22 protein-coding genes are annotated in these 21,894 nt (G+C 69.6%); 10 read left to right on the top strand and 12 right to left on the bottom strand.

Going from position 1 to position 21,894, the window contains the following annotated elements; translation table 11 throughout:
- Positions 1–84: 84 nt before the first annotated feature.
- The 4 genes from ahpF to HFP48_RS05510 all read left to right on the top strand — a co-directional run bounded on the left by ahpF (position 85) and on the right by HFP48_RS05510 (position 4,469).
- On the top strand, positions 85–1,674 hold the full coding sequence (gene ahpF, locus HFP48_RS05525; RefSeq protein WP_168579187.1) for an alkyl hydroperoxide reductase subunit F: 1,590 nt from the start codon (positions 85–87) through the stop codon (positions 1,672–1,674).
- Between the two features lie 10 nt (positions 1,675–1,684).
- Entirely contained in the window at positions 1,685–2,602 is a 918-nt protein-coding gene (locus HFP48_RS05520) for a LysR substrate-binding domain-containing protein (protein ID WP_006931958.1), read from the top strand.
- 94 nt (positions 2,603–2,696) lie between these two features.
- Positions 2,697–3,302 carry a TetR family transcriptional regulator gene (locus HFP48_RS05515; protein ID WP_006931956.1) on the top strand — a complete coding sequence of 202 codons (606 nt, stop codon included), beginning with the start codon at positions 2,697–2,699 and terminating at the stop codon, positions 3,300–3,302.
- 120 nt (positions 3,303–3,422) lie between these two features.
- A complete protein-coding gene (locus HFP48_RS05510) occupies positions 3,423–4,469 on the top strand; it encodes a nucleoside hydrolase (protein WP_168579186.1) in 1,047 nt (348 codons plus the stop codon).
- 86 nt (positions 4,470–4,555) lie between these two features.
- On the opposite strand, the gene HFP48_RS05505 is transcribed toward HFP48_RS05510, so the two are convergent.
- The gene (locus HFP48_RS05505) at positions 4,556–5,962 is read right to left on the bottom strand and encodes a cation:dicarboxylase symporter family transporter (RefSeq protein WP_168579185.1); all 1,407 of its coding nucleotides are present in this window, start codon (positions 5,960–5,962) and stop codon (positions 4,556–4,558) included.
- A 193-nt stretch (positions 5,963–6,155) separates the two neighbouring features.
- On the opposite strand from HFP48_RS05505, the gene HFP48_RS05500 reads away from it, so the two are divergent.
- Together HFP48_RS05500 and HFP48_RS05495 are read left to right on the top strand one after the other, a co-directional pair.
- Positions 6,156–7,712, top strand: a complete 1,557-nt coding sequence (locus HFP48_RS05500; RefSeq protein ID WP_168580520.1) for a sensor histidine kinase — start codon at positions 6,156–6,158, stop codon at positions 7,710–7,712.
- Complete coding sequence (locus tag HFP48_RS05495) at positions 7,709–8,398, top strand: response regulator (RefSeq protein ID WP_006931945.1); 690 nt, start codon at positions 7,709–7,711, stop codon at positions 8,396–8,398. Before HFP48_RS05500 ends, HFP48_RS05495 begins: the two co-directional genes overlap by 4 nt.
- A gap of 95 nt (positions 8,399–8,493) precedes the next feature.
- Here HFP48_RS05495 and HFP48_RS05490 read toward each other — a convergent pair whose 3' ends face one another.
- Positions 8,494–10,635, bottom strand: a complete 2,142-nt coding sequence (locus HFP48_RS05490; protein ID WP_037201420.1) for a S9 family peptidase — start codon at positions 10,633–10,635, stop codon at positions 8,494–8,496.
- Complete coding sequence (locus HFP48_RS05485) at positions 10,632–11,525, bottom strand: phosphoribosylaminoimidazolesuccinocarboxamide synthase (protein ID WP_006931941.1); 894 nt, start codon at positions 11,523–11,525, stop codon at positions 10,632–10,634. Before HFP48_RS05485 ends, HFP48_RS05490 begins: the two co-directional genes overlap by 4 nt.
- 109 nt (positions 11,526–11,634) lie before the next feature.
- Here HFP48_RS05485 and HFP48_RS05480 point away from each other — a divergent pair, with 109 nt between their 5' ends.
- Both HFP48_RS05480 and HFP48_RS05475 read left to right on the top strand, forming a co-directional pair.
- The gene (locus tag HFP48_RS05480) at positions 11,635–13,071 is read left to right on the top strand and encodes an MFS transporter (protein WP_050034621.1); all 1,437 of its coding nucleotides are present in this window, start codon (positions 11,635–11,637) and stop codon (positions 13,069–13,071) included.
- A gap of 29 nt (positions 13,072–13,100) precedes the next feature.
- On the top strand, positions 13,101–13,931 hold the full coding sequence (locus HFP48_RS05475) for a siderophore-interacting protein (protein WP_065922998.1): 831 nt from the start codon (positions 13,101–13,103) through the stop codon (positions 13,929–13,931).
- A 112-nt stretch (positions 13,932–14,043) separates the two neighbouring features.
- Here the strand turns inward: HFP48_RS05475 and HFP48_RS05470 are convergent, their stop codons facing one another.
- The 5 genes from HFP48_RS05470 to HFP48_RS05455 form a co-directional block, all read right to left on the bottom strand.
- Positions 14,044–14,736, bottom strand: coding sequence for a GTP pyrophosphokinase family protein (locus HFP48_RS05470; protein ID WP_168580519.1), 693 nt, complete (start codon positions 14,734–14,736; stop codon positions 14,044–14,046).
- A 178-nt stretch (positions 14,737–14,914) separates the two neighbouring features.
- Complete coding sequence (locus HFP48_RS05465; RefSeq protein WP_168579184.1) at positions 14,915–15,136, bottom strand: hypothetical protein; 222 nt, start codon at positions 15,134–15,136, stop codon at positions 14,915–14,917.
- Positions 15,137–15,365: 229 nt separating this feature from the next.
- On the bottom strand, positions 15,366–15,635 hold the full coding sequence (locus HFP48_RS05460) for a WhiB family transcriptional regulator (protein ID WP_246872560.1): 270 nt from the start codon (positions 15,633–15,635) through the stop codon (positions 15,366–15,368).
- A 1-nt stretch (position 15,636) separates the two neighbouring features.
- On the bottom strand, positions 15,637–15,771 hold the full coding sequence (locus tag HFP48_RS32060; protein WP_282597482.1) for a hypothetical protein: 135 nt from the start codon (positions 15,769–15,771) through the stop codon (positions 15,637–15,639).
- Between the two features lie 68 nt (positions 15,772–15,839).
- Positions 15,840–16,760: a TIGR03564 family F420-dependent LLM class oxidoreductase gene (locus HFP48_RS05455; RefSeq protein ID WP_168579182.1), complete on the bottom strand. Its 921-nt coding sequence runs from the start codon at positions 16,758–16,760 to the stop codon at positions 15,840–15,842.
- Between the two features lie 156 nt (positions 16,761–16,916).
- Between HFP48_RS05455 and HFP48_RS05450 the strand changes: the two genes are divergently transcribed.
- Together HFP48_RS05450 and HFP48_RS05445 are read left to right on the top strand one after the other, a co-directional pair.
- Positions 16,917–17,750: a TauD/TfdA family dioxygenase gene (locus HFP48_RS05450; protein ID WP_168579181.1), complete on the top strand. Its 834-nt coding sequence runs from the start codon at positions 16,917–16,919 to the stop codon at positions 17,748–17,750.
- A 33-nt stretch (positions 17,751–17,783) separates the two neighbouring features.
- The gene (locus HFP48_RS05445; RefSeq protein WP_168579180.1) at positions 17,784–18,347 is read left to right on the top strand and encodes a nuclear transport factor 2 family protein; all 564 of its coding nucleotides are present in this window, start codon (positions 17,784–17,786) and stop codon (positions 18,345–18,347) included.
- 179 nt (positions 18,348–18,526) lie between these two features.
- Here HFP48_RS05445 and HFP48_RS05440 read toward each other — a convergent pair whose 3' ends face one another.
- From HFP48_RS05440 to HFP48_RS05425, 4 genes are all read right to left on the bottom strand, one after another.
- Entirely contained in the window at positions 18,527–20,092 is a 1,566-nt protein-coding gene (locus tag HFP48_RS05440) for an alpha/beta hydrolase (protein ID WP_168579179.1), read from the bottom strand.
- 193 nt (positions 20,093–20,285) lie between these two features.
- Positions 20,286–20,609, bottom strand: coding sequence for a metalloregulator ArsR/SmtB family transcription factor (locus HFP48_RS05435; protein WP_168579178.1), 324 nt, complete (start codon positions 20,607–20,609; stop codon positions 20,286–20,288).
- Positions 20,606–21,037 (bottom strand): SRPBCC domain-containing protein, encoded by a 432-nt coding sequence (locus HFP48_RS05430; protein ID WP_006931928.1) that lies wholly within the window; start codon positions 21,035–21,037, stop codon positions 20,606–20,608. Before HFP48_RS05430 ends, HFP48_RS05435 begins: the two co-directional genes overlap by 4 nt.
- Before the next feature lie 110 nt (positions 21,038–21,147).
- Complete coding sequence (locus HFP48_RS05425) at positions 21,148–21,888, bottom strand: class I SAM-dependent methyltransferase (RefSeq protein WP_246872520.1); 741 nt, start codon at positions 21,886–21,888, stop codon at positions 21,148–21,150.
- Between the last annotated feature and the right edge of the window lie 6 nt (positions 21,889–21,894).

Here is a 21,894-nt window from a genome sequence, read left to right as displayed (position 1 = left end):
CGCCACCCCCCGGAGCGCCGAACCACCCGGCGCAGTTCCCTTCGCCCCGATCACCGTTCCGCCCCGTCGATGGAGTAGATCCCTATGCTCGAAGCCTCGCTTGCCGGCCAACTGAAGTCCCTCCTCGAGCGGCTGACCCTGCCGATCGAGCTCGTGTCCTCCCTCGACGACGGACCCAAGTCCGCCGAACTCGCCGAACTGCTCACCGAGATCGCGGCGATGTCGGACAAGGTCACCTACGAGCGTCGCGACGACGACGCGCGTCGCCCGTCCTTCGCGGTGCGCCGCGTCGGCACCGACATCGAGGTCCGCTTCGCCGGCATCCCGCTGGGCCACGAGTTCACCTCGCTCGCGCTTGCACTGCTCCAGGTCGGCGGTTACCCGTCGAAGGAGCCCGAGGAGCTGCAGCAGCAGGTTCGAGACCTGGACGGCGAGCTGCACTTCGAGACCTACTTCTCGTTGTCCTGCCAGAACTGCCCCGACGTCGTGCAGGCCCTGAACCTGATGTGTGTGCTCAACCCGCGCATCAAGCACGTCGCGATCGACGGCGCCCTGTTCCAGGACGAGGTCGACGGACGTCAGGTGATGGCCGTGCCGACGGTGTACCTCAACGGCGAGCTGTTCGACTCGGGCCGCATGAGCCTCGAGCAGATCATCGGCAAGCTCGACACCGGCGCCGCGGACCGGGCGGCGGCCGCGATCGACGAGAAGGACCCGTTCGACGTGCTCGTCGTCGGCGGCGGCCCGGCCGGTGCCGCGGCCGCGATCTACGCCGCCCGCAAGGGCATTCGCACCGGTGTCGTCGCCGAGCGCTTCGGCGGCCAGGTGCTCGACACGATGGCGATCGAGAATTTCGTCTCCGTGCCCTACACCGAAGGCCCCAAGCTCGGCGCCGCACTCGACAACCACGTCCGCCAGTACGACGTCGACATCATGAACGTGCAGCGCGCGGCGAAGCTCGTGCCTGCGACCGAGGGCGGCCTCGTCGAGGTCGAGCTCGAGAGCGGCGCCTCCCTGCTCGCCCGCAGCGTGATCCTGTCCACGGGTGCACGGTGGCGTTCGATGAACGTGCCCGGCGAGACCGAGTACCGGAACAAGGGCGTGACCTACTGCCCGCACTGCGACGGACCGCTGTTCAAGGGCAAGCGCGTTGCCGTGATCGGCGGCGGCAACTCCGGCGTCGAGGCCGCGATCGATCTCGCCGGCGTCGTCGCGCACGTCACGCTCATCGAGTTCGACTCGGCGCTGCGCGCCGACGAGGTGCTGCAGCGCAAGCTGCGCAGCCTGCCGAACGTCGACATCGTCGTCAGCGCGCTGACCACCGAGGTCCTCGGCGACGGCCACAAGGTCACCGGCCTGACCTACCAGGACCGCACCACCGAGACCGCGCACACGCTCGAACTGGAGGGCATCTTCGTCCAGATCGGCCTGCTGCCCAACACCGAGTGGCTCACCGGGACGGTCGAGCTGTCGCCGCGCGGCGAGATCGTCGTCGACGACCGCGGCCAGACCTCGGTGGCCGGCGTGTTCGCCGCCGGCGACTGCACCACGGTGCCGTACAAGCAGATCATCATCGCCGCCGGCGCCGGAGCGACGGCAGCGCTCGGCGCGTTCGACCATCTCATCCGCACCAGCGCCCCGGCCGAGGACTCGGTCGCCGCGGTCGTCCGATAGTTCGTCCCTCGTGAACCTGCGTGATCTCGAGTACCTGGCCGCGGTGGCGCATCACCGCCACTTCGGCCGGGCGGCGGAGGCCTGCTACGTCAGTCAGCCGACGCTGTCGACCCAGATCCGCAAGCTCGAACAGGAACTCGGCGTCGAACTCGTCGAGCGGAGCCCGCGTCAGATCACCCTGACCGACGCGGGCCGGCAGATCGTGGAGCGGGCCCGGATCATTCTGAGCGAGACCGCGAACATTCGCGAGATCGCCCGGCAGTCCTCCGACCCGGAGTCGGGCACGCTCCGCATCGGCCTGTTCCCGACCCTCGCGCCGTACCTGCTCCCCCATGTCGTACCGAAGGTGCGGGCGAGGTTCCCCGACCTCGAACTGCTGTTGATCGAGGAGAAGACCGAGGACCTCCTCGAGCGGCTCCGCGGCGGCGACCTCGACGTCGCCGTGCTGGCGCTCCCGGTCAACGACGAACACCTGCACCAGGAGTACCTGTTCTCCGAGGACTTCGTGCTCGCCGTCCCGGCCACGCATCCGCTGGCCGCCACGGCCGAACCTGCCCCTATGTCGGTGATCGCGGACGAGAGCCTTCTGTTGCTCGAGGACGGTCACTGCCTGCGGGACCAAGCCCTCGAGGTGTGCCGGTTGACCGGAGCCGCCGAACGCAACGGCTTCCGGGCGACGAGCCTGGAGACCCTGCGTCAGATGGTGATCGCCGGGGTCGGGGTGACACTGTTGCCCCGCCTGGCCGTCACCACCCCGGTCACCCAGCCGCCGGACATCCGGCTGCTGCGCTTCGAAGATCCCGTCCCGCATCGCCGCATCGGCATGTTCTGGCGCAAGAGCAGCGGCTTCCGCGACTTCCTGCCTCAGCTCGCCGAGATGTTCCGCCAGCTCCCCGCCGGCCTGGTCGACACGACACCGCCCTCCTGAGCCGGCAACCCGAGGCGACGGCCGGGTCGCCGCCCGCACGCCGGCATCGACGGAGGTGGTCATAATCGCAGGACACCGGCTGAGGAAGGACCGCATGAACGTCGACATCCCCCGCGATCTGCGGACCCGGCGCCGCCTGGACACCCACCAGGAGATCCACCGGGCTGCCCTCGAGTTGTTCGAGGAACAGGGCGTCCGCGAGACCACCGTCCAGCAGATCTCCGACCGGGTCGGCATCTCGGCCCGCACCTTCTTCCGGTACTTCACCTCCAAGGAGCAGGCCGCCCTGCCCGGACAGCGCCGCCTGCTCCTGGTGATCGACGCCCTGGAGGTCTCCGGCCCGGATCCCGCCGCCGTCCTGAGAAGCGTCGAGGCCGCCGCGGAGGCGGTGATGAGCCGGGAGACCGACCCCGACCTGGAGGAACACCGGCGCGTCGCGCGCCTGCTGGCGAAAGAGCCCGACCTGCAGGCGCTCGCCGCATCGCAGGAGCAGGTCCTCACGTCCCGCCTCCGGGCCCGCCTGACCGAACAGCTCCCGCACTACGACCCGGCGACGATCCTGCTGGTCGCCGAGACGGCCGTGGCCGTGTGGCGCACGAGCTGGGAGCGTTGGGGCGAACTCGCCCTCGCGGGCGAGGCCGCGGAACCGGTGGAGGTCTACCGCCGCTGCCGCGAGGAGTTGCGGCGCATCGTCGGCTGAGACCGCACTCGCACTGCCCGAGCCGCGATCGGCCGTCCGTCCGCGGTGTGGTCGGCATCCACACCCATCCGGCCCGCCCCGGCCGTTCCGGGCCGCGGCCGCGTACTGCAGGATGGGCGGGTGCCCGAACCCACCCGCCTCGTCGCCGACGTCGACACCGGCATCGACGATGCACTCGCCCTGCTCTACCTGCTGGCGAGTCCGGACGCGGAGATCGTCGCGGTGCTCTCCACCGCGGGGAACGTGCCCGTGCAGCAGGTCACCACGAACAACCTGGCGTGGCTGCAGGTGTGCGGCCGGCCGGACATCGAGGTCGCCGTCGGCTCCGAGGCCCCGCTCGTCGCGCCGCTGATGACCACCGAGGACACGCACGGCCCGCGCGGCGTCGGTTACGCCGACCTGCCCGCCCCCGGACGCGGCCCGTCGGGCCGCAGCGCCGCCGAGGCATGGGTGGAGCTGACCCGCGCCCACCCCGGCGAACTCGTCGGGCTCGTCACCGGTCCGCTCACCAATCTCGCACTGGCGGTCCGGCTCGACCCGGAACTCCCCCACCGGTTGCGTCGTCTGGTCGTGATGGGCGGGGCGTTCAACTACCCGGGCAACACCACACCCACCTCCGAGTGGAACGTCGCGGTGGACCCCGAGGCCGCGAAGGCGGTGTTCGACGCGTTCTCCGCGGTCGAGCCCGGCCGTCGGCCGATCGTGTGCCCGCTCGACACCACCGAGTCCATCGCGATGCGACCCGAACACCTGCGACGGCTCGCCGAGACCGCGGGGAGCGTGCCGGCCGAAATCCTCTCGCCGGACGATCCGCGCGGACTGCGCTCGGAGGCGTCCCACCCGGTCGTGCGGTACCTGTCCGACGCCCTGCGCTTCTACATGGAATTCCACCGCGATCAGGATCAGGGTTTCCTGGCACACGTCCACGATCCGTTCGCGGCGGCGGTCGCCCTGGGAGCGGTGCCCGTCACCACCCGTCCGGCGACGGTCGACGTCGAACTCGACGGCCGGCTCACCCGCGGCACCACCGTCGCCGACTGGTCCGGCATGTGGGGCCGGCAACCGAACGCCGAGATCGTCGTCGCCACCGACCCGCCGCTGTTCTTCGACCACCTCGTCGAGCGGGTCGGGGCGCACCTCGCCGCGCTGTCCCGGACGCACGTCTGACCGAACGCCTGTGGCCGAATGTCACACCGGCTCGATCTGATCGAACCGGTGTGACATCCGGCCACAAGGGGTTTCGCGGAGGCGGGTCAGGCGCGTACCAGCACCTTCTCTTCCGGCTCGGCGGCGACGGCCGGCTTCGGCTCGGCGACCGGACCGTGGCCGTCGTCGACCATGGTCTCCTCGTCGAACGGGATGCGGCCGGCGAGGACGTCGCGGACGCGGCCGCGGTCGACGGTGCCGGTCCACGTTCCCACCAGCAGGGTGGCGACGGCGTTGCCGGAGAAGTTGGTGACCGCGCGCGCCTCGGACATGAACCGGTCGATGCCGACGATGAGGCCGACGCCGTCGAGCAGCTCCGGACGGTGGCTCTGCAGGCCGCCGGCGAGCGTGGCCAGGCCCGCGCCGCTCACTCCGGCCGCGCCCTTCGACGCGACGATCATGAACACCAGCAGGGAGAGCTGCTCGGCCAGGGACAGCGGCGAACCGAGCGCATCGGCGATGAAGAGCGAGGCCATCGTCAGGTAGATGGCGGTGCCGTCCAGGTTGAACGAGTAGCCGGTGGGGACCACGACGCCGACGGTGGTGCGCTCGACACCGACGTGCTCCATCTTGGCGATGAGCCGGGGCAGCGCGGACTCGGACGAGGACGTCGCGAAGATCAGCAGGTATTCGCGGGCCAGGTACTTGACCAGCTTGAAGATCGACACCCCGGACACCATGCGTAGCAGGGAGCCCAGCACACCGAACACGAACAGCACGCAGGTGAGGTAGAACCCGATCATGAGGGTGCCGAGCTGGACCACCGCGCCGAGACCGGTCTGCCCGACCACGTTGGCGATGGCGCCGAAGGCACCGATCGGAGCGAGCCACAGGATCATCGACAGGATCTTGAACACGAGCTTCTGCACGTAGCCGATGCCTCGCAGGACCGGCTCGCCGGTCTTCCCGAGGGCCTGCAGCGCGAAGCCGACCAGCAGTGCGACGAACAGGGTCTGCAGCACGCTGCCCTCGGTCAGCGCCGACAGCAGCGACGTGGGGATGATCGACGCGATGAAGTCCATGGTCCCGCCCGCGGCGTGGGCCTTGTCGGCCAGCGCGGCACCGGTGCCGGCGGTCTCCGGAGAGAGGTTCAGGCCGCTGCCCGGATCGAGCAGGTTACCCACCCCCAGGCCGATAGCGAGCGCGACGGTGGACATGCCGAGGAAGTACACCATCGCCAGGCCGCCGACCTTGCCGACGCTGGCGGCGGCCCGCACCGAGCCGATGCCGAGGACGATCGTGCAGAAGATGACCGGGCTGATCATCATCTTGATGAGATCGACGAACATCGTGCCGAGGACGCCGAACGACTTGGCGACGTCCGGGGCGAGCCAGCCGACGAGGACGCCGGCCACCACCGCCACGATGACACCGACGTAGAGCCAGTGCGTCCGGTCTTTGCGCTTGGCCGGCGACTTGGCACCGGGTAGCCGGGAGTCTGTGGACGTGCTCATGGCGGATCCTCTCGGATGGGACGTTTCGGGGGACTTCGTGATCGCGGTCACGTTCCTGATAGAAATGGTGGTAGCGCAGCCTCACCCGGTGAAGATTGCGTTCATTTCGTTCAGGTGATGTCGCGCTCACGAGGCGGACCCACCGGCATCCGGAAGGAGTACGTCCGTGCCGCCGACCGCGCACCGGCCGTCGATGAGCGTGGCACGTCAGCTGCTGGTGCTGCAGCTGGCTGTGCTCGCCCTGGTCATCGCCGCAGGTACCGTCCTCGTCGGGATCGACGAGCGCCGCGACAGCGACGACGCCACCCGCCGCACCGTCCTCGCCATCGCCGAATCCCTGGCCGGGTCCGACTCGACGGCCGCGGCGCTGCGCACGCCGGACCCGACCGCGGTGCTGCAGCCGCGCACCGAACGGATCCGGGAGGCGACGGGCACCGACTTCATCGTGGTGATGGCGCCGGACCGGACCCGGTACACCCACACCGACCCCGCGATGATCGGTCTGCCGTTCAGCGGCAACATCGAACCGGCCCTCGCCGGCACCGCGTTCACCGAGACCTACGCCGGCTCGCTCGGCCCGTCCATCCGGGCGGTGGCGCCGATCCTCGACGACGAACGCGTCGTCGGCCTGGTCGCCGTCGGCGTCACCCGCGCGAAGGTCGCCGACCAGTTCGCCCGTGGGCTGCCCGCCCTCCTGGGCCTGTCGGCCGCGGCCCTGGCCGTCGCGGCCGCCGGCGCCGTGCTCGTCAGCCGGCGCCTGCGCCGCCAGACCCTCGGACTCGCACCGGACGAGCTGCGCCGGCTCTACGAGCACCACGACGCGGTCCTCCACGCGATCGGCGAGGGCCTGATCGTGCTCGGCACCGACGAGCCCGCACGTGTGGAGGTCGTCAACGACGAGGCGCGGCGCCTGCTCGGCCTCGGCGACGGCCCGGTCACGACGGAGGACCTGCCCGAAGCGCTGCGGGTGGCCGGCTCGGACTCGGACGCCCGCGGCGACGTACTTCTCACCGAGGACCGCGTCCTGGTCGTCGACCGCAGCCCGGTGCAGTGGGAGGGCCGACGGATCGCCACGGTGATGACGTTGCGGGATCGCACCGAATTGCGGAGGGTGCTGGGCGAACTGGACTCGGTGCGCGGATTCGCCGACGCGCTGCGCGCGCAGGCACACGAGTCGGCGAACCGGCTGCACACCATCGTCACGATGGTCGAACTGGGACGCCCCGAAGAGGCGGTCGCGTTTGCGACGGAGGAGCTGCGCCTGTCGCAGCAGCTCATCGACCGGCTCACCGCGTCGGTGCAGGAACCCGCGCTGGTCGCCCTGCTGCTGGGGAAGATCAACGACGCCGCCGAGCGCGGCGTGGAGCTGACCGTCACCGACGACACCGCGCTGGGCGCGACGCCGCTCGGCACCCGGGACCTGGTGACGCTCGTCGGCAACCTGGTGGACAACGCCATCGACGCCGCGCGGGCCGTCGACGAGCCCTGGGTGGAAGTGACGATACGGCAGGATGATTCGAACATGATCGTCGAGGTGGCGGACAGCGGGCCGGGGATGTCGCCGGAAACCCTCGCCCGTGCCATGACGCGGGGCTACTCCACGAAGGCGGACCACCACGGCCTGGGCCTGGCCCTCGTCGCGCAGGTGGTGGCGCGGCACCGCGGCACTCTGCGGACCGAACCGTCGCTGGGTTCGATGGTCGTCGCGGAGATCCCCCTGCAGGCCGAGCACGGAGGCGGCGCACGATGATTCGCGTCCTCGTCGTGGAGGACGAGCCACGCATCGCCGACGCCCACCGCGCCTACGTCGATCGGCTGCCGCAGTTCAGGGTCGTCGCCGTCGCCAACACCGGGCAGGCCGCGCTGCGCGCCGTCGCCGACGCCGCGCGGACCGCCGAGCCGGTGGATCTGGTGTTGCTGGACATCGGCCTGCCCGACATGAGCGGCCTCGACGTGGCTGCAGCGATGAGCGGGATCCGCCCGAGCCCGGACATCATCGCCGTCACCTCCGCCCGCGACCTCGAGGTCGTCCGCACCGCCGTCGCCCGGGGCATCGTGCTGTATCTGCTCAAGCCGTTCACTTTCGCGGCCCTGAGCGACAAGCTCGACCACTACCTGGCCTACCGCGACGCGCTCGGCGCGTCGGGCACGGCCACCGGCCAGCACGACATCGACCGGGCGATGGCTGCGCTGCGGACCTCCGATCCGCGCGCCTCGTCCCCGAAAGGCGTTGCGCCGCAAACCCTCGATGCGGTGGCCCGGTGCCTGCGGGACGCGTCGCGCCCGCTGACGGCCGCCGAGGTGGGCAGCGCGGTGGGCGTGTCGCGGGTGACGGCGTGGCGGTACCTGGAGCGCCTGGCCGACGACGGCGTCGCCTCCCGGCACACCGAGTACGGCCGTGCCGGCCGGCCGCAGATCCGCTACGCCCCGCGCTGAGCGGCGGCACGCGGTGGCCGTTTGTGGCCGTTGTGGCCGAATGTCACACCGTGTCGTTTACATCGAACGCATGTGACATTCGGCCCCGGCGGTTCTCAGCCGCGGTATGCCCCGGAGGTCTCGAGCACCCACGCGAACTCGAAGGCCACCTCGCGCCACTTCTCGTACCGGCCGGACACGCCGCCGTGGCCGGCGCTCATCTCCGTCTTGAGCAGCAACGGGGCGTCACCGGTCTTGGTGGCGCGCAGCTTGGCCACCCACTTGGCCGGCTCGACGTAGAGCACCCGGGTGTCGTTGAGGCTGGTGATCGCGAGGATCGCCGGGTAGTCCTTCGCCTCGACGTTCTCGTACGGGCTGTACGAGCGCATGTACTCGTACACCTCGGGGTTGTCGAGGGGGTTTCCCCACTCGTCCCATTCGATCACCGTCAGCGGCAGCGACGGATCGAGGATCGACGTGAGCGGGTCGACGAACGGCACGTTCGCAAGGATCCCGGCGAACAGCTCCGGCGCCAGGTTCGCCACCGCGCCCATCAACAGGCCACCCGCGCTGCCGCCGTCGGCGACGAGCCGGTCCGGGCCGGTGACACCGGCGTCGATCAGGTGCCGTGCGCAGGCGACGAAGTCGGTGAAGGTGTTCTTCTTCGCCAGCGTCTTGCCGTTCTCGTACCAGTGCCGGCCCATCTCGCCGCCGCCCCGCACGTGCGCCACCGCGAAGACCATGCCCCGGTCGAGGAGCGACAGGCGCGCCACCGAGAAACCGGGGTCGATGCTGGCCTCGTACGACCCGTAACCGTAGAGCAGCGCCGGCGAGTTCTCGGGCGTGCCCTTGCGGGTCACGATCGACAGCGGGATACGGGTGCCGTCCTCGGCCACCGCCCAGTCCCGGCGCTGTTCGTAGTTCGACGGGTCGAAGTCACCGAGCACCGGCTGGGCCTTGCGCAGCAACAGCTCTCCCGAATCCACGACGTAGTCGTAGACCCGGCTGGGGGTGATGAACGACGTGAAGCCGAGCCGCAGCATCGGCTGGTGCCATTCCGGATTCGCACCCGGGCCGACGGCGAAGAGTTCCTCGTCGAACTCGAGTTCGGTCAGCTCGCCGTAGCCGTCGGCGGTCAGCGGCCACACCGCGAGCCGGGTCAGCGCCTCCCGCCGGTACCCGAGAACGAGGTGCCCGGCGAACGCGTCGACGTCCTCGAGACGCACGTCGTGCCGGTGCCCGATGAGAGTGCGCAGCGCCGACGGATCGTCCACTGGCGCCTCGGCGAGGACGAAGTTCTCCGCCTTCTCGCGGGTGATCTCCCCCGTCGCGTCGTTCACCACCTCGACGACGTCGTTGTGCATGACCAGGAACCGGTCCTCGCCGCCGATGACGGCATGCTCGGCGCCGTACTCGACGCCCTCGCGGCGCGGCAGCAACACCCGGAATTCGCCGGTGGGATCCGCGGATTCGAGCACCCAGCCCTCGGTGGTGATCTTGGATCCCACCCAGATCATCAGATACTTCTCGCTGCGGGTGGTACCCACCGACACCCAGTACCGCTCGTCGGGCTCGTGGAAGACCTTGACGTCCTCGGTGTGGGACGTGCCGAGACGGTGCCGCCATACTGTGTCCGGCCGCCACGACTCGTCCACGGTGAGGTAGAAGATGTGGCTGTGGTCGATCGCCCACGTCGCGCCGGGTGCGGTCCCGGGGATCTCGTCGGCGAGCAGCTCGCCGGTGCCGAGATTCTTGAACCGCAGCGTGTAGCGCTCGTCGCCGACGACGTCGACCGAGTACGCGAGCAGCGTCCCGTCGTGGCTGATCGAGAACGCGCCGAGGGAGAAGAACTCGTGCCCGGCCGCCTCGACGTTGCCGTCGAGCAGCACCTGCTCGCCCGGCAGTTCCACACCCGGCGCCAGCTCCGGCGGATTCCAGTCGTCGGGGTCGGCGATCGGACAGCGGCACTGGATGCTGTACTGCTTGCCCTCGACGGTACGGGCGTAGTACCACCAGTCCCCCATGCGGGTGGGCACCGACATGTCGGTTTCCTGCGTGCGGGACTTGATCTCCTCGAAGATCCGCTCCCGCAGCGGCGCCAGATGCGCGGTCTGCTTCTCGGTCCACGCGTTCTCGGCCTCGAGATGGGCGATGACCTCGGGATTCTCCTTGTCGCGGAGCCACTCGTACTCGTCGACGAAGGTGTGTCCGTGATGGACCCGCTCGGACGGGACCCGCTTGGCGATCGGCGGGGTCATGCGCTCGGCCCCCACCAGTCGGCGAACGACAGGCCCGAGATCCGTTCGTAGGCTTCGATGTAGCGCTCCCGGGTGGCGTCGACGATGTGCTGCGGCAGGGGCGGCGGCGGGGTGTCGGACGCACGGTCCCAGCCGGACTCGGGGCCCGTCAGCCAGTTGCGCACGAACTGCTTGTCGAAGCTGGGCTGCACCTTGCCGGGCTCGTAGCCCTCGGCGGGCCAGTAGCGTGACGAATCCGGGGTGAGCACTTCGTCGGCGAGGATGAGGTTGCCGTCGTCGTCGAGGCCGAACTCGAACTTCGTGTCGGCGAGCAGGATGCCCTTGTCCGCCGCGTACATCGCGGCACGGCCGTAGATGTCGAGGGTGTCCTCGCGCAGCTTCACGGCGAGATCCACGCCGACCTTGTCGGCGACCTCCTCGAAGGTGATGTTCTCGTCGTGGTCGCCGAGTTCGGCCTTGCTCGCCGGGGTGAAGATCGGATCCGGCAGCTGACTGGCCTCCACGAGGCCCTCGGGCAGCGGGACGCCGCACACCGCGCCGGTCTTCCGGTAGTCGAGCAGGCCCGACCCGGTGAGGAAGCCGCGGGCCACGCACTCGATCGGCACCATCTTCAGCCGTTTGACGACGAGGGCGCGGCCGAGGACCTCGGCGGGGATGCGTTCGTCGTCGGGCTCCCCGGCGAGGTGGTGGTTCACCTCGAGCAGGTTGAAGAAGAACACGCTCATCGCGGTGAGCACCCGGCCCTTGTCGGGGATCGGGGTGTCGAGCACGTGGTCGTATGCCGAGATCCGGTCGCTGGCCACGAGGAGCAGGTGCTCGTCGTCTATGACATACAGGTCCCGGACCTTGCCGCCGGCGAGGTGGGGGTAGGACTGGAGTGATGGACGCACGCTGCCACCCTAGTGCGCCGCGCCGACCTGCACCGCACCCCCGTCCGATCGCCGGATCGTTCCCTATGACAATGATCGTGACCGGAACCCCACCCCGAACAGGAGCGTGATGTCGGCCGCACCCCGGATCGACGTGGGTCTGCGCTCGGAACGCGGACCGATTCTCGCGGCTCTGATGCTCGCCACCGCGCTCGTCGCACTCGAGAGCACCATCCTGGCCACCGCCGTCCCGACCATCGTCGCGGACCTCGGCGGCTTCACGCAGTTCCCGTGGCTGTTCTCGAGCTACCTGCTCACGCAGGCCGTGCTCGTGCCGGTCTACGGCAAGGTGTCGGACGTGTACGGGCGCAAACCCGTGCTGCTGTTCGGCATCGCGCTGTTCGCGCTGGGCTCGGCGCTGTGCGCGCTGGCGTGGAGCATGCCGGCACTGATCGCCTTCCGCGCGGTGCAGGGTCTCGGGGCGGGGGCCGTGCTGCCGATGGCGCAGACCATCGCCGGCGACATCTACACCGTCGCCGAGCGCGCAAAGGCGCAGGGCTACCTCGCGAGCGTGTGGGGCATGTCGGCGATCGTCGGCCCCGCCGTCGGCGGCGTGTTCTCCGACTATGTGTCGTGGCGGTGGATCTTCTGGGTCAACCTGCCGCTGTGTGCGCTGGCCGCGGGGGTGCTGCTGCGGGCGTTCGCCGAGCCACGGCCCCCGGCCGCCCGGCGGCGGGTGGATCTGGCCGGCGCCGCGACGCTCGCCACGGGTTCGGGTCTGCTGATCCTGGGTCTGCTCGAGGGCGGGCAGGCGTGGGCGTGGGCATCGGCGCCGAGCGCCGGGGTGTTCGCGGCCGGCACGACGCTGTTGCTGCTGTTCGTGTGGGTCGAGCGGCGGGCGCCGGAGCCGATCCTGCCGCCGTGGGTGTTCGCCCGTCGTGTGGTGCTGACCAGCAGCGCGGTCGCTGCCCTCGTCGGCGCCGTGGTGCTGGGGCTGACCTCCTACGTGCCCGCGTTCGTGCAGGGGTCACTGGGCACCACGGCACTGGTCGCGGGATTCACCCTGTCGACGATGACGATCGGCTGGCCGCTCGCGGCGGCTCGTTCCGGCTGGTTCTACCTGCGGATCGGGTTCCGCAACACCGCGATGATCGGGTCCGTGCCGGTGCTGGCCGGCACGGGTCTGCTGACGCTGCTCGACGAGCAATCGCCGGTGTGGCACGTCGCGGTGTGCTGCGTGCTGGTCGGTCTCGGGATGGGCCTGATCGCGAGCCCGGCGCTGATCTCGGCGCAGTCGAGCGTGACGTGGGCCGAGCGGGGCGTGGTGACGGGGGCGTATTCGTTCGCCCGATCGATCGGCAGCGCCGTCGGGGTCGCGGTGTTCGGCGCGCTGGCGAACTCGGCGCTGGCCGCGGACGGGGTCGCCGGGTCGGGCCCCTTGGAGCCGGAGCGGCTCGCCGACGCGGTGGCTCCGGTGTTCGTCGCCCTTCTCGTGGCCGCGGTGGGCCTGGCGGTGACGGCCGCGACGATGCCGAACCGGCCCGCCGAACCACCCGGCACCCCTTAGGTTGGAAAGGCTCACCTAAGGTGTGGGTCATGTCGAACGAAGACGGGCTGCTGCCCAGCGTCATCGAAGTCGCGAAGGTCGAGGACATCACCCCCCGCATGCGCCGCGTCACGTTCGCCGGCCGCGGGGTCGAGGTCTACGCGAGCGACCCGACCCGCGTGCCCAACATCAAACTGATCTTCCCGCGGGAGAACGGCGACCTCGACCTGCCGGTCAACACCGGCGGCCGTCGCCTCGAGTGGCCCGACCCCACGCTCAAGGCACAGGTCCGCACCTACACCGTGCGGCGGCTCGATCCCGCGGCCTCCGAGATGGACATCGACTTCGTCCGGCACGGTGACGAAGGGCTGGCCAGCGCCTGGGCCGAGCGGGCCCGTCCGGGTGACCGCATCGCGGCGGCCGGCGGCGGCGGGATCGTCGCGCCCCCGGCCGACTGGTATCTGATCGTCGGCGACGAGACGGCGCTGCCGGCGATCGGCCGCATGCTCGAACGCCTACCCGAGGGCGCCCGCGGCACCGCCGTCGTCGAGGTCGCCGACGAGGGTGAACGACAGGATCTGCGCTCCCCCGCCGACATCGAGATCCGCTGGGTGCACCGCGACGGGGCGCCGGCAGGCACCACCACACACCTGGCCGACGCGGCGACCGCCGTGCCGATCCCCGACGGCGAGTTGAAGCGGTTCGCGTGGGTCTCGGCCGAATCCGCGACTGTGCTGCGGATGCGCAGGTATCTGCGGAACGAGGCGGGCTTCGACCGCAGGTCCACCCTCGTCATCGGCTACTGGCGGCACGGCATGACCGAGACCGGGTACGGCCGTACCACGGATCACGACCGGGACTTCACCGAGCACGACGCCTGAGCTGGGCCGAGTGACGCGTGCCGCGCGCCGCCTCGGGCCGCCCCGGGCCGAGCGAATGTATCGTCCATCTCCTCAGCGGTAGCGAGCGATACATTCGCTCGGCCGCAGGAGGTCAGGGCGACGAGTCGGGCCCGTGCACCTGGTCGTGCAGGGCCTCCATCCGGACGTCGAGATCGCGGGCGGTCGCGGCCGCTGCCCGGAGTTCGTCGAGCAGTCCGACGGGCACCGCCTTGTCGTACTTGTAGAAGATCTTGTGTTCGAGACTGGCCCAAAAGTCCATCGCGACGGTGCGGATCTGCAGTTCGACGAACACCGGCTGCACCCGGTCGGACATGAACACGGGGACCTCGACGATCGCGTGCAGGCTCCGGTACCCGTTGGGCTTCGGATGCGCGATGTAGTCCTTGACCTGGACGACCCGGACGTCGCGCTGCCCGGTGATCAAATCGAAGATCCGGTAGACGTCGGAGATGAAACTGCAGGTGATGCGGATGCCGGCGATGTCGTAGATGTTCTCGCGGATCGCGTCGAGGGTGAGCGGCAGGTTCTTGCGGACGGCCTTCTCGACGACCGACTCCGGTGTCTTCAGCCGCGACTTGACGTGCTCGATCGGGTTGTGGTCGTGGGCGAAGCCGAACTCCTCCCGGAGGATGTTGATCTTAGTCATCATCTCGTCGATACCGAACTTGTAGACCATCAGGACGCGGCGGAACTCCCGTTGGAGCGCGATCTGCGGCGGGTCCAGGTTGAGCTGCGCCGGCTCGACTCGTGGTTGCCTCAGCTGCACGTCGTCAGCGCCGTCCACCGTTTCCGTCACCGTCTGTCTCCTCATCGCCTTCCCGATCGAGTCTGCCAGGTCGGCCGAGGGTGCGGCCCGGCGCCGACTCGGAGCCGCGGTGACGAGCGTGAGGGCGGCACGCGGCGACCGCGCCGGAGCGGCACGGTCGCCGCGCACCCTCAGCCGGGATGGACGGGCGCAGTCGTCACCACGGCAGCGGCACCCACTGGTCGAACAGCCAGAACCCGTGCCCCTGCAGCCCGGGCTGCTGATGCTGCGGGGCCGGCTGGTGCTGCGGCGCCGGCTGCTGCTGAACCGGGGACGAACCGGGTGCGGCGCTCGCGACGCCGGCGCCGACGCCCACTGCGGCCAACGCGATTGTCCCCGTCGCCGCGATCTTGCCCAGCTTCGTGTTCAGAACCTTCACGACTTCGCAGTCCTCTCGTCGGGGGCGAGGTGGTTCCCCGCCCGTTGGACGACTCCACACTGACTCGCGCAGCTGGCAGCAGCCTTGGGAAAACCTGCCGTTCGGCTCCGAGTTCGCGGCACGGGCTCCCAGTGGGGCGCCTCGGAACAACGGCACCACTCCGTGACGAGCCGATGAACCCGCAGCCGGGAGGAAGGCGCACCGCGACTCCGTGCGGCTGCCCTCACCGTCAGGCAGTGGGCCCGATCGGACGTATCCCACGGCGCCCCCGAAGAATCCGCTTACGAGTCGAGACCCTGCGTTCCCCTTCGTTGAGCCCCCAGATGCCGCATCTTTCGGAGGATTCGATCGCATGATCCATGCATCTTTCACGCACAGGACACTGAGCACAGACAGCCTTGGCGGCTCGGATCCGTACCAGGCGCGCTTCCCCTCTTTCGTTGTCGGGGTGGAAGAAGAGAGCCGCGTCGACGTCCCGCATGCTGCACGCGCCTGCCAGTTCAGGAGCCGACGACGGGTGATGGGAGTTGCCGGATGTTGGCCTCTTCCGTTTCGTACTCCGGCTCGAGTGGTCGACTGATGCGGTTCCCGAGTCGTTCGGAGATGTCCGATTCAGTCGGATCGATGCCGGCCATGAGGTGCCTCCTTCCGAAGAACGATGAACAAGCCCTCGGCCGTGGCACAGAGGTTCTCGCATTCGAAGTCAGTTGGTGGCGGCAAGTTCCCGGAGCAGATCGGTGGTACGACGGACCGAGTCCTTCCTATTGGCGCCGACGGCGAACACCGCTGCCCAGATGTCCGTGGCACCCACATCGAGGAGGTTCTGCAGCTGGGCGCGCACGGATGCTTCGCTGCCGACGATGGCGACGTCTGCGGGGTTGGTGGCCCCGCCGGCCTCGAGGATCCGTTGATAGTTCGGCATTCCGGCATATGCGGTCGCGGTGGCGGCGACCGCTGCCCGCGCTTCGTCGGGGTCGTCGTGGACTGCCACAGGGAGTCCGGCGACGATGCGGGGCACGGGACGCCCGGCGGACTCCGCGGCGGCATGCAGTGCGGGGGCAATCCGGGTGTCGATCACCGTCGCCGAGGCCATCCACAGCACCGTTCCATCGGCGTACCGACCGGCCACCCGCACCATGCGCGGCGACATCGCGGAGAGCAGGACGGGGACCGGATACGCGCAGGGAGCCATGCGACCGGCGCTGCGTGTGGTCCAGTCGCGACCGTGGAAATCGACGTCGTCACCGCGTAGCAGGGCGGTGACGATCCGCAGGTATTCCTCGGTATTGCTGCCGGGACGGTCGTAGGACAGCCCGTACACGTCGCGGACCAGGGACTCATGCGACGGACCGAGGCCGAGCGTGAAACCACGGCGTCCCATGGCCTCGGCGACGGCGGCGGCGCGGTTCGCCTGCAGTAGGGGGTGGCAGGGGTACGTCTGCAGCACAGCGGTCCCGAGTTCGATCGAGGATGTGGCCCGTCCGGCCGTCGCCAGAGCGACCAGGGGATCCCCCGCGACCGTGCTGGCGTACCACAAGGATGTGAAACCGTCCGCCTCTGCCTGTCGTGCCTGCTGCACGATCTTGTCCGTCGACGATGCTCCTCCTGTCAATCCGATCCGCATGACGCCTCCTCTCTGCTGCACGACCCGAATCGGCAGCCTCTTCGATACATACACGTTTCTGCTCGAAATGAAAATATTCCCTCCTGGAGGGAAGATCACTATTCTCATACATGACTATTCAGCTTCACCGTCCGCAGGACGACAGGAGGAGCAGCCTTGTTCCCGAACGCCATCCCCCTCACCCCGTCGATCGGTGTAGAAATCACCGGGCTGCCGGGCAGCCGACTCGTCGACGCCCAGACCGCCGCCCGATACCGCGCGCTGCTCGACGAGCACGGCGTAGTGATCTTTCGGAACGCACACATCGACGACGACGACCTGGTCGCCCTGAGCCGCCTGCTGGGTGAGGTCGTCGTAGCACCGATGGGTGGGCAGAACGAGCACCCCGAGATTTCGGCGATCAGCCTCGATCCGACCAAGACCGTGTTGGCCTCCTACAATCAAGGCACCTTTCACTGGCACATCGACGGTGCCACCGACGCGACCCCCCAGATGGCGACCTTGCTCACCGCCCTGGAGGTATCCGACGAAGGGGGCGACACCCAGTTCGCCAACACCTACGCCGGCTACGAGGCACTTGCAGAGAACGAGAAGGCAGCATTGGCGGGCCTGCGCGTCGTACACAGCTTCGCGACCGCGCAACTGCTCGCCAACCCCGAACCGTCCGACAAGCAGAAGGCGGCATGGGACAGGGCTCCGACACGGGTGCACCCACTGGTGTGGACGCGCCGCAACGGACGCAAATCGCTTCTCCTGGGCGCCACCGCGTCACACGTCGTCGGCTGGCCACACGAGAAGGGACGTGTCCTCCTGGACCACCTCCTCGAATGGTCGACACAACCGCGCTTCACACTGCAACATCACTGGCGCCCCGGAGACCTGGTCATGTGGGACAACACGGGGATGCTGCACCGCGCCGTCCCTTACACACCCACTTCACCACGGCTCCTGCACCGGACGACGCTGGTCGGTGAAGAGGCCGTGGCTTGACCCCCTTCCATCCGATCACCCGACAGGAGAACAATGGGCACCGACGCCATGATCGCCCGTCTGCAGACCGACGTGCAGTACCTGCTGGACCGAGCAGCGATCCTTGACTGCATCTCGCAGCACGCCCGCGGCTGTGATCGGCACGACTCAGATCTCATCGGCAGCGCTTATCATGCCGACAGTGTCGATGAGCACGGTACGAATACCAATCCTGGTCCGGAGTATGCGAACTGGGCGAACACCGCGCACGCGGCCACGTCCCGCGCCCACACCCACAACATCACGACTCACTCGTGCGAGATCGACGGAGACACTGCCCACTGCGAGAGCTACGTACTGGTGGGGTTGCTCCAGAACGACGGCAGGACTGTGCAGTTGATCAACGGCCGCTATCTCGACCGGCTGGAACGACGCGACGGTGCGTGGCGAATCGTCGTGCGCCGCTCGACCGTCGAATGGACCGCAACAGGCGATGCGTCGATGCTGCGCTCACCCGTCTTCACGAAGCAGAACTTCCTCAAAGGCACCCGCGCCCGGAACGACCTGTCGTACCAGCGCCCACTGTCGATCGACACACCGGCGCCCGCGCGATGGTGACCTGCAGGCGACGGACCTACCCCACCGACCTGTGCCCGGGTCGGGGTGGAAGGTCACGGGCGTCCGCATCGGTCCGCGCAGCGGGGGACGATACCCCTTCGCCCTGGGAAGCAGGGCGCCCGCGGTGGTCACCGCGGGCGCCCCGAACCTCTGTCACGACGGATCGGCTCCGGTGCGGCTCAGCACGTCGTATCCCCCTCCGGCACAGCCAGATCGACGAGGTAACGCGCGACGGGCAGGTCGACGCACCACTGGCCGCTCAGCACCACGCCGTGCTGGGTTCCGCGGTACGTGACGAGCACCGCGTCCAGTTGCTTCGCCAGGTCCACACCCGCCTGATACGGCGTCGCCGGATCCTCGGTGGTGGAGACCACGACGATCGGGGGCAGACCGTCGACCTCCACGGCGTGCCGATCTCCCGTCGGCGGCACGGGCCAGAAGGCGCACGCACCGAGCGGCGCGTTGCCAGTGCCGCGGCCGTCGTCGAGGAACGGGGCCGCCTGCCGGGACCGGGTGTCGAGTTCACCGGCCACGGCGGGGTCGGTCACGGCGGCGTCGTCGACGCACCGCACCGCCGCCATCGCCTCGGCAGAGTTCGAGTACGAACCGTCGGCGAACCGGCCCTCGTACATGTCGGACAGCACCAGCAGTGTGTCGCCCCGGCCCTGCACCAGTTCGGTGAGCCCGTCCCGCAGGTATTCCCAGCCCTCCGGCGAGTACAGGGTCGCGATGACGCCGCTGATCGCGTTCGCGTAGCTCAGCCCCCGCGGATCCTCCGTCGCGGCCGGCCGATCGATCAGGGGATCGACCAGCGAGCGGAACCGCTCGACTGCGACCGCGGGATCGGTGCCGAGGGGGCAGTCCTCGCGGGTCGCACACTCCGTGGCGAATGCGTCGAAGGCCTGCTGGAAACCGGCGGCCTGCCGCACCGCCTCCTCGACCGGGTCCTGCTGAGGATCGAGCGCCCCGTCGAGCACCATCGCCCGCACGTTGCCGGGAAACGCCTCCGCGTAGGCCGAACCGAGCCGGGTTCCGTAGGAGTAGCCGAGGTAGTTCAGCTTCGGGTCGCCGAGAACGGCCCGGATGACGTCCATGTCCCGCACCACGTCGCGGGTGCCCACGTGCGCCAGCACGTCGGTGCCCGTGCGTTCGGCGCAGCGCGCCGCGTACTCCCGGCGGTTCTGCTCCGCCCGGGCGATCCCCTCGGGGGTCATGTCCACCGCGGGGTCCTGCCGCCACGCGTCGGTCTCCTCGGGCGTCAGGCAGTCGATCTGCGGTGTCGACGCACCGATGCCGCGCGGGTCGAATCCGACGACGTCGAACCGCTCGGCGAGCTCGGTGCCGGCGCCGACGACGGCCATCCCGAGGCCGGACGCTCCCGGTCCACCCGGGTTGACGAGCAGCGACCCGACCTTCTCCCCCGTCGCCCGTGATCGGGACAGGGCGATCTGCGCGGTATCGCCCTGGGGGTTCTCGTAATCGATCGGCACGGTCACCCGCGCGCACTCGAGCCCGGCCCCGGCCAGGTCCGATCCGTCGGTGCTGTAGCCGTCGCACGAGCCCCACTGGAGCTGCTGGGTGTAGAAGGGCTCGAGGCCCGGCGGGATCTCCCCAGCCGCCGAAGCGAAGCCGGCCGCGCCGACCGGAGACGTGAACCCGCCCACGATCAGTGCCGTCGCCGCTCCCGCTGCGGTCACGAACCGCAGGACCCGGTCCCGGGTCCTGCGCTCTCCACTCGCCGCCATGAATCGACCTGCCCTCCAGTGGTACTCGATCGGAGAGGCGAATCTCTCCTCGGACCACTACAGGGTCGGTGCCGGCGGCGACCGGCACCACCACCCCGAGGGTGTCGATGGACAACCCCTCGGGACGGCGCTCCACCGTTCTCGCCGAGCGCGTCGCCGCTCGGGCCTCGCCGCGCTCCGGCCGCCCGTGCGGCTAGGGGCGTTCGGCAATGCGCTTGATCGCTTCGAGCCGGCGGTCCCACTGCCGCCCGATCGATTCCAGCTCGCCGGCCAGTTCGCCGAGCCGGGCACCGACCGCCCGGTAGCGGATCTCCCGTCCGACCCGAACCGACTCCACGAGCCCGGCGTCGGCCAGCACGGTCAGGTGCTTGGCGATCGCCTGACGACTGACCGGCAGCCGCCCCGCGAGCGCACTGGCGGACAGGTCCTCGGCGCCGATCGCGGTGAGGATGTTCCAGCGGGTCTCGTCGGCCAGTACCGCGAACACCGCTGGAACGCCCTTCGGCACATCGTTCACCGGGATTCCAGGAACTCCACCAGATCGCCGAGTTCGGCACGCCAGCCGTCGACATTGCCGTCGTGGGCCGACTGCGGGTCGACGAGTTCCTCGAAGCCGGTCTCCACCATCGTCAACCGGGTGCCGCCGTCGATCTCGGCCAGGTCGAACCGCACGACCGTGGAGTTGCCCGGTACCGGGTCCACATTCGCGTCGCGTGCCCAGCGGTAGATCAGTGTCTTCGGCTCGTCCACGTGTTCGACCAGCACCCGGAAGGGTCCGGCGTCGTGGCCCGTCCAGCCGAACGTGCCGGTACCGCCGGGCGATGCGTCGAATTCGATTCTGTCGCCGAACCATTGCGCGATCAGTGCGGGTTCGGTCAGGGCGGACCACACCTTGGTGGCCGGTGCCGCGATGTCGATGGTGCGGGTGATGTCGAGCGGGGCCATGATCGCCTCCAGTTCGGGTAGGGTTTGTGCAACTCCAGGGTTGCACCTTTCTTCCTCGACTGCAACCCCTCAGTTGCAGAAATATGTTCGTCGCGACGGCGACTCACCTCTCATCGCGTCCGGTCGACGACCAGCACCTGGACGGCACCGAACTGCGGGACGATCCGGCCGATCAGGGCCGCCACCGGCTTGAGCCGGTGCCCGAACCGCGGATGCGCCGCGGTGAACAACCGGCCCTGCACCCGGGCCCGGCCGTGTCGAGCGCCCAGACGGCGCAGCTCTCGCCGCGTGACAAAGCGTCCGTCCGAGTACGGCGCTCGGCGGGTGGGCCGATCGAGCCACCCCCAAGGGCTGGTCGGGTTCAGGGTGAGTGCGACGATGCGCCCGCCCGGACGAGTGATGCGGGCCATCTCGGTCAGCACCGCCGCGGCGTCGGTGAACTCGAGGGTCGCGACGGTGACGGCCGCGTCGGCCGCGGCATCCGGCACCGGCAGGCGGGCGGCGTCGGCGCGCACGACCCGGCCGGGTGCCCGGCCGGCCGCGACGGCCAACATGCCCGCCGACAGGTCCACACCGAGCACACGGGCACCGCGGTGGGCAAGATGGCACACGAGCCGGCCGGTCCCGCAGCCGATCTCCACCACGGTGCGGCCGGCCACCTCCGGCAGGGCCACATCGATCGCGCCGCGCTCCACGGCCCAGGCGTGGGCGCCCCACGGGCTGGCGAACCAGGTGTCGTAGTCCCGGGCCTGCGCTGCGTCACTCGTCATCCAGCGTGCAGAGGGGTGCGCAGCATCGATCTCTTCTCCGGGTGTGCGCTCGAACGGCACGAACGGTTCGTTGGTGGACATGCCGTC

Origin of the sequence: Rhodococcus sp. DMU1 (genome assembly GCF_012272955.1) — a bacterium.
Taxonomy (GTDB): domain Bacteria; phylum Actinomycetota; class Actinomycetes; order Mycobacteriales; family Mycobacteriaceae; genus Rhodococcus; species Rhodococcus aetherivorans.
The sequence above is the reverse complement of the archived record's forward strand: the minus strand, read 5'-3'. Positions and strand labels throughout refer to the sequence as shown.

What these genes read in the sequence shown, in the direction of transcription:
- HFP48_RS05495 (WP_006931945.1), top strand. Translation starts at nt 7,709, where the DNA reads ATGATTCGCGTCCTCGTCGTGGAGGACGAGCCACGCATCGCCGACGCC.
- HFP48_RS05490 (WP_037201420.1), bottom strand. Translation starts at nt 10,635, where the DNA reads ATGACCCCGCCGATCGCCAAGCGGGTCCCGTCCGAGCGGGTCCATCAC.
- HFP48_RS05480 (WP_050034621.1), top strand. Translation starts at nt 11,635, where the DNA reads ATGTCGGCCGCACCCCGGATCGACGTGGGTCTGCGCTCGGAACGCGGA.
- HFP48_RS05445 (WP_168579180.1), top strand. Translation starts at nt 17,784, where the DNA reads ATGGGCACCGACGCCATGATCGCCCGTCTGCAGACCGACGTGCAGTAC.
- HFP48_RS05515 (WP_006931956.1), top strand. Translation starts at nt 2,697, where the DNA reads ATGAACGTCGACATCCCCCGCGATCTGCGGACCCGGCGCCGCCTGGAC.
- HFP48_RS05500 (WP_168580520.1), top strand. Translation starts at nt 6,156, where the DNA reads ATGAGCGTGGCACGTCAGCTGCTGGTGCTGCAGCTGGCTGTGCTCGCC.
- HFP48_RS05440 (WP_168579179.1), bottom strand. Translation starts at nt 20,092, where the DNA reads ATGGCGGCGAGTGGAGAGCGCAGGACCCGGGACCGGGTCCTGCGGTTC.
- HFP48_RS32060 (WP_282597482.1), bottom strand. Translation starts at nt 15,771, where the DNA reads ATGGCCGGCATCGATCCGACTGAATCGGACATCTCCGAACGACTCGGG.
- ahpF (WP_168579187.1), top strand. Translation starts at nt 85, where the DNA reads ATGCTCGAAGCCTCGCTTGCCGGCCAACTGAAGTCCCTCCTCGAGCGG.
- HFP48_RS05430 (WP_006931928.1), bottom strand. Translation starts at nt 21,037, where the DNA reads ATGGCCCCGCTCGACATCACCCGCACCATCGACATCGCGGCACCGGCC.
- HFP48_RS05475 (WP_065922998.1), top strand. Translation starts at nt 13,101, where the DNA reads ATGTCGAACGAAGACGGGCTGCTGCCCAGCGTCATCGAAGTCGCGAAG.
- HFP48_RS05505 (WP_168579185.1), bottom strand. Translation starts at nt 5,962, where the DNA reads ATGAGCACGTCCACAGACTCCCGGCTACCCGGTGCCAAGTCGCCGGCC.
- HFP48_RS05425 (WP_246872520.1), bottom strand. Translation starts at nt 21,888, where the DNA reads ATGTCCACCAACGAACCGTTCGTGCCGTTCGAGCGCACACCCGGAGAA.
- HFP48_RS05455 (WP_168579182.1), bottom strand. Translation starts at nt 16,760, where the DNA reads ATGCGGATCGGATTGACAGGAGGAGCATCGTCGACGGACAAGATCGTG.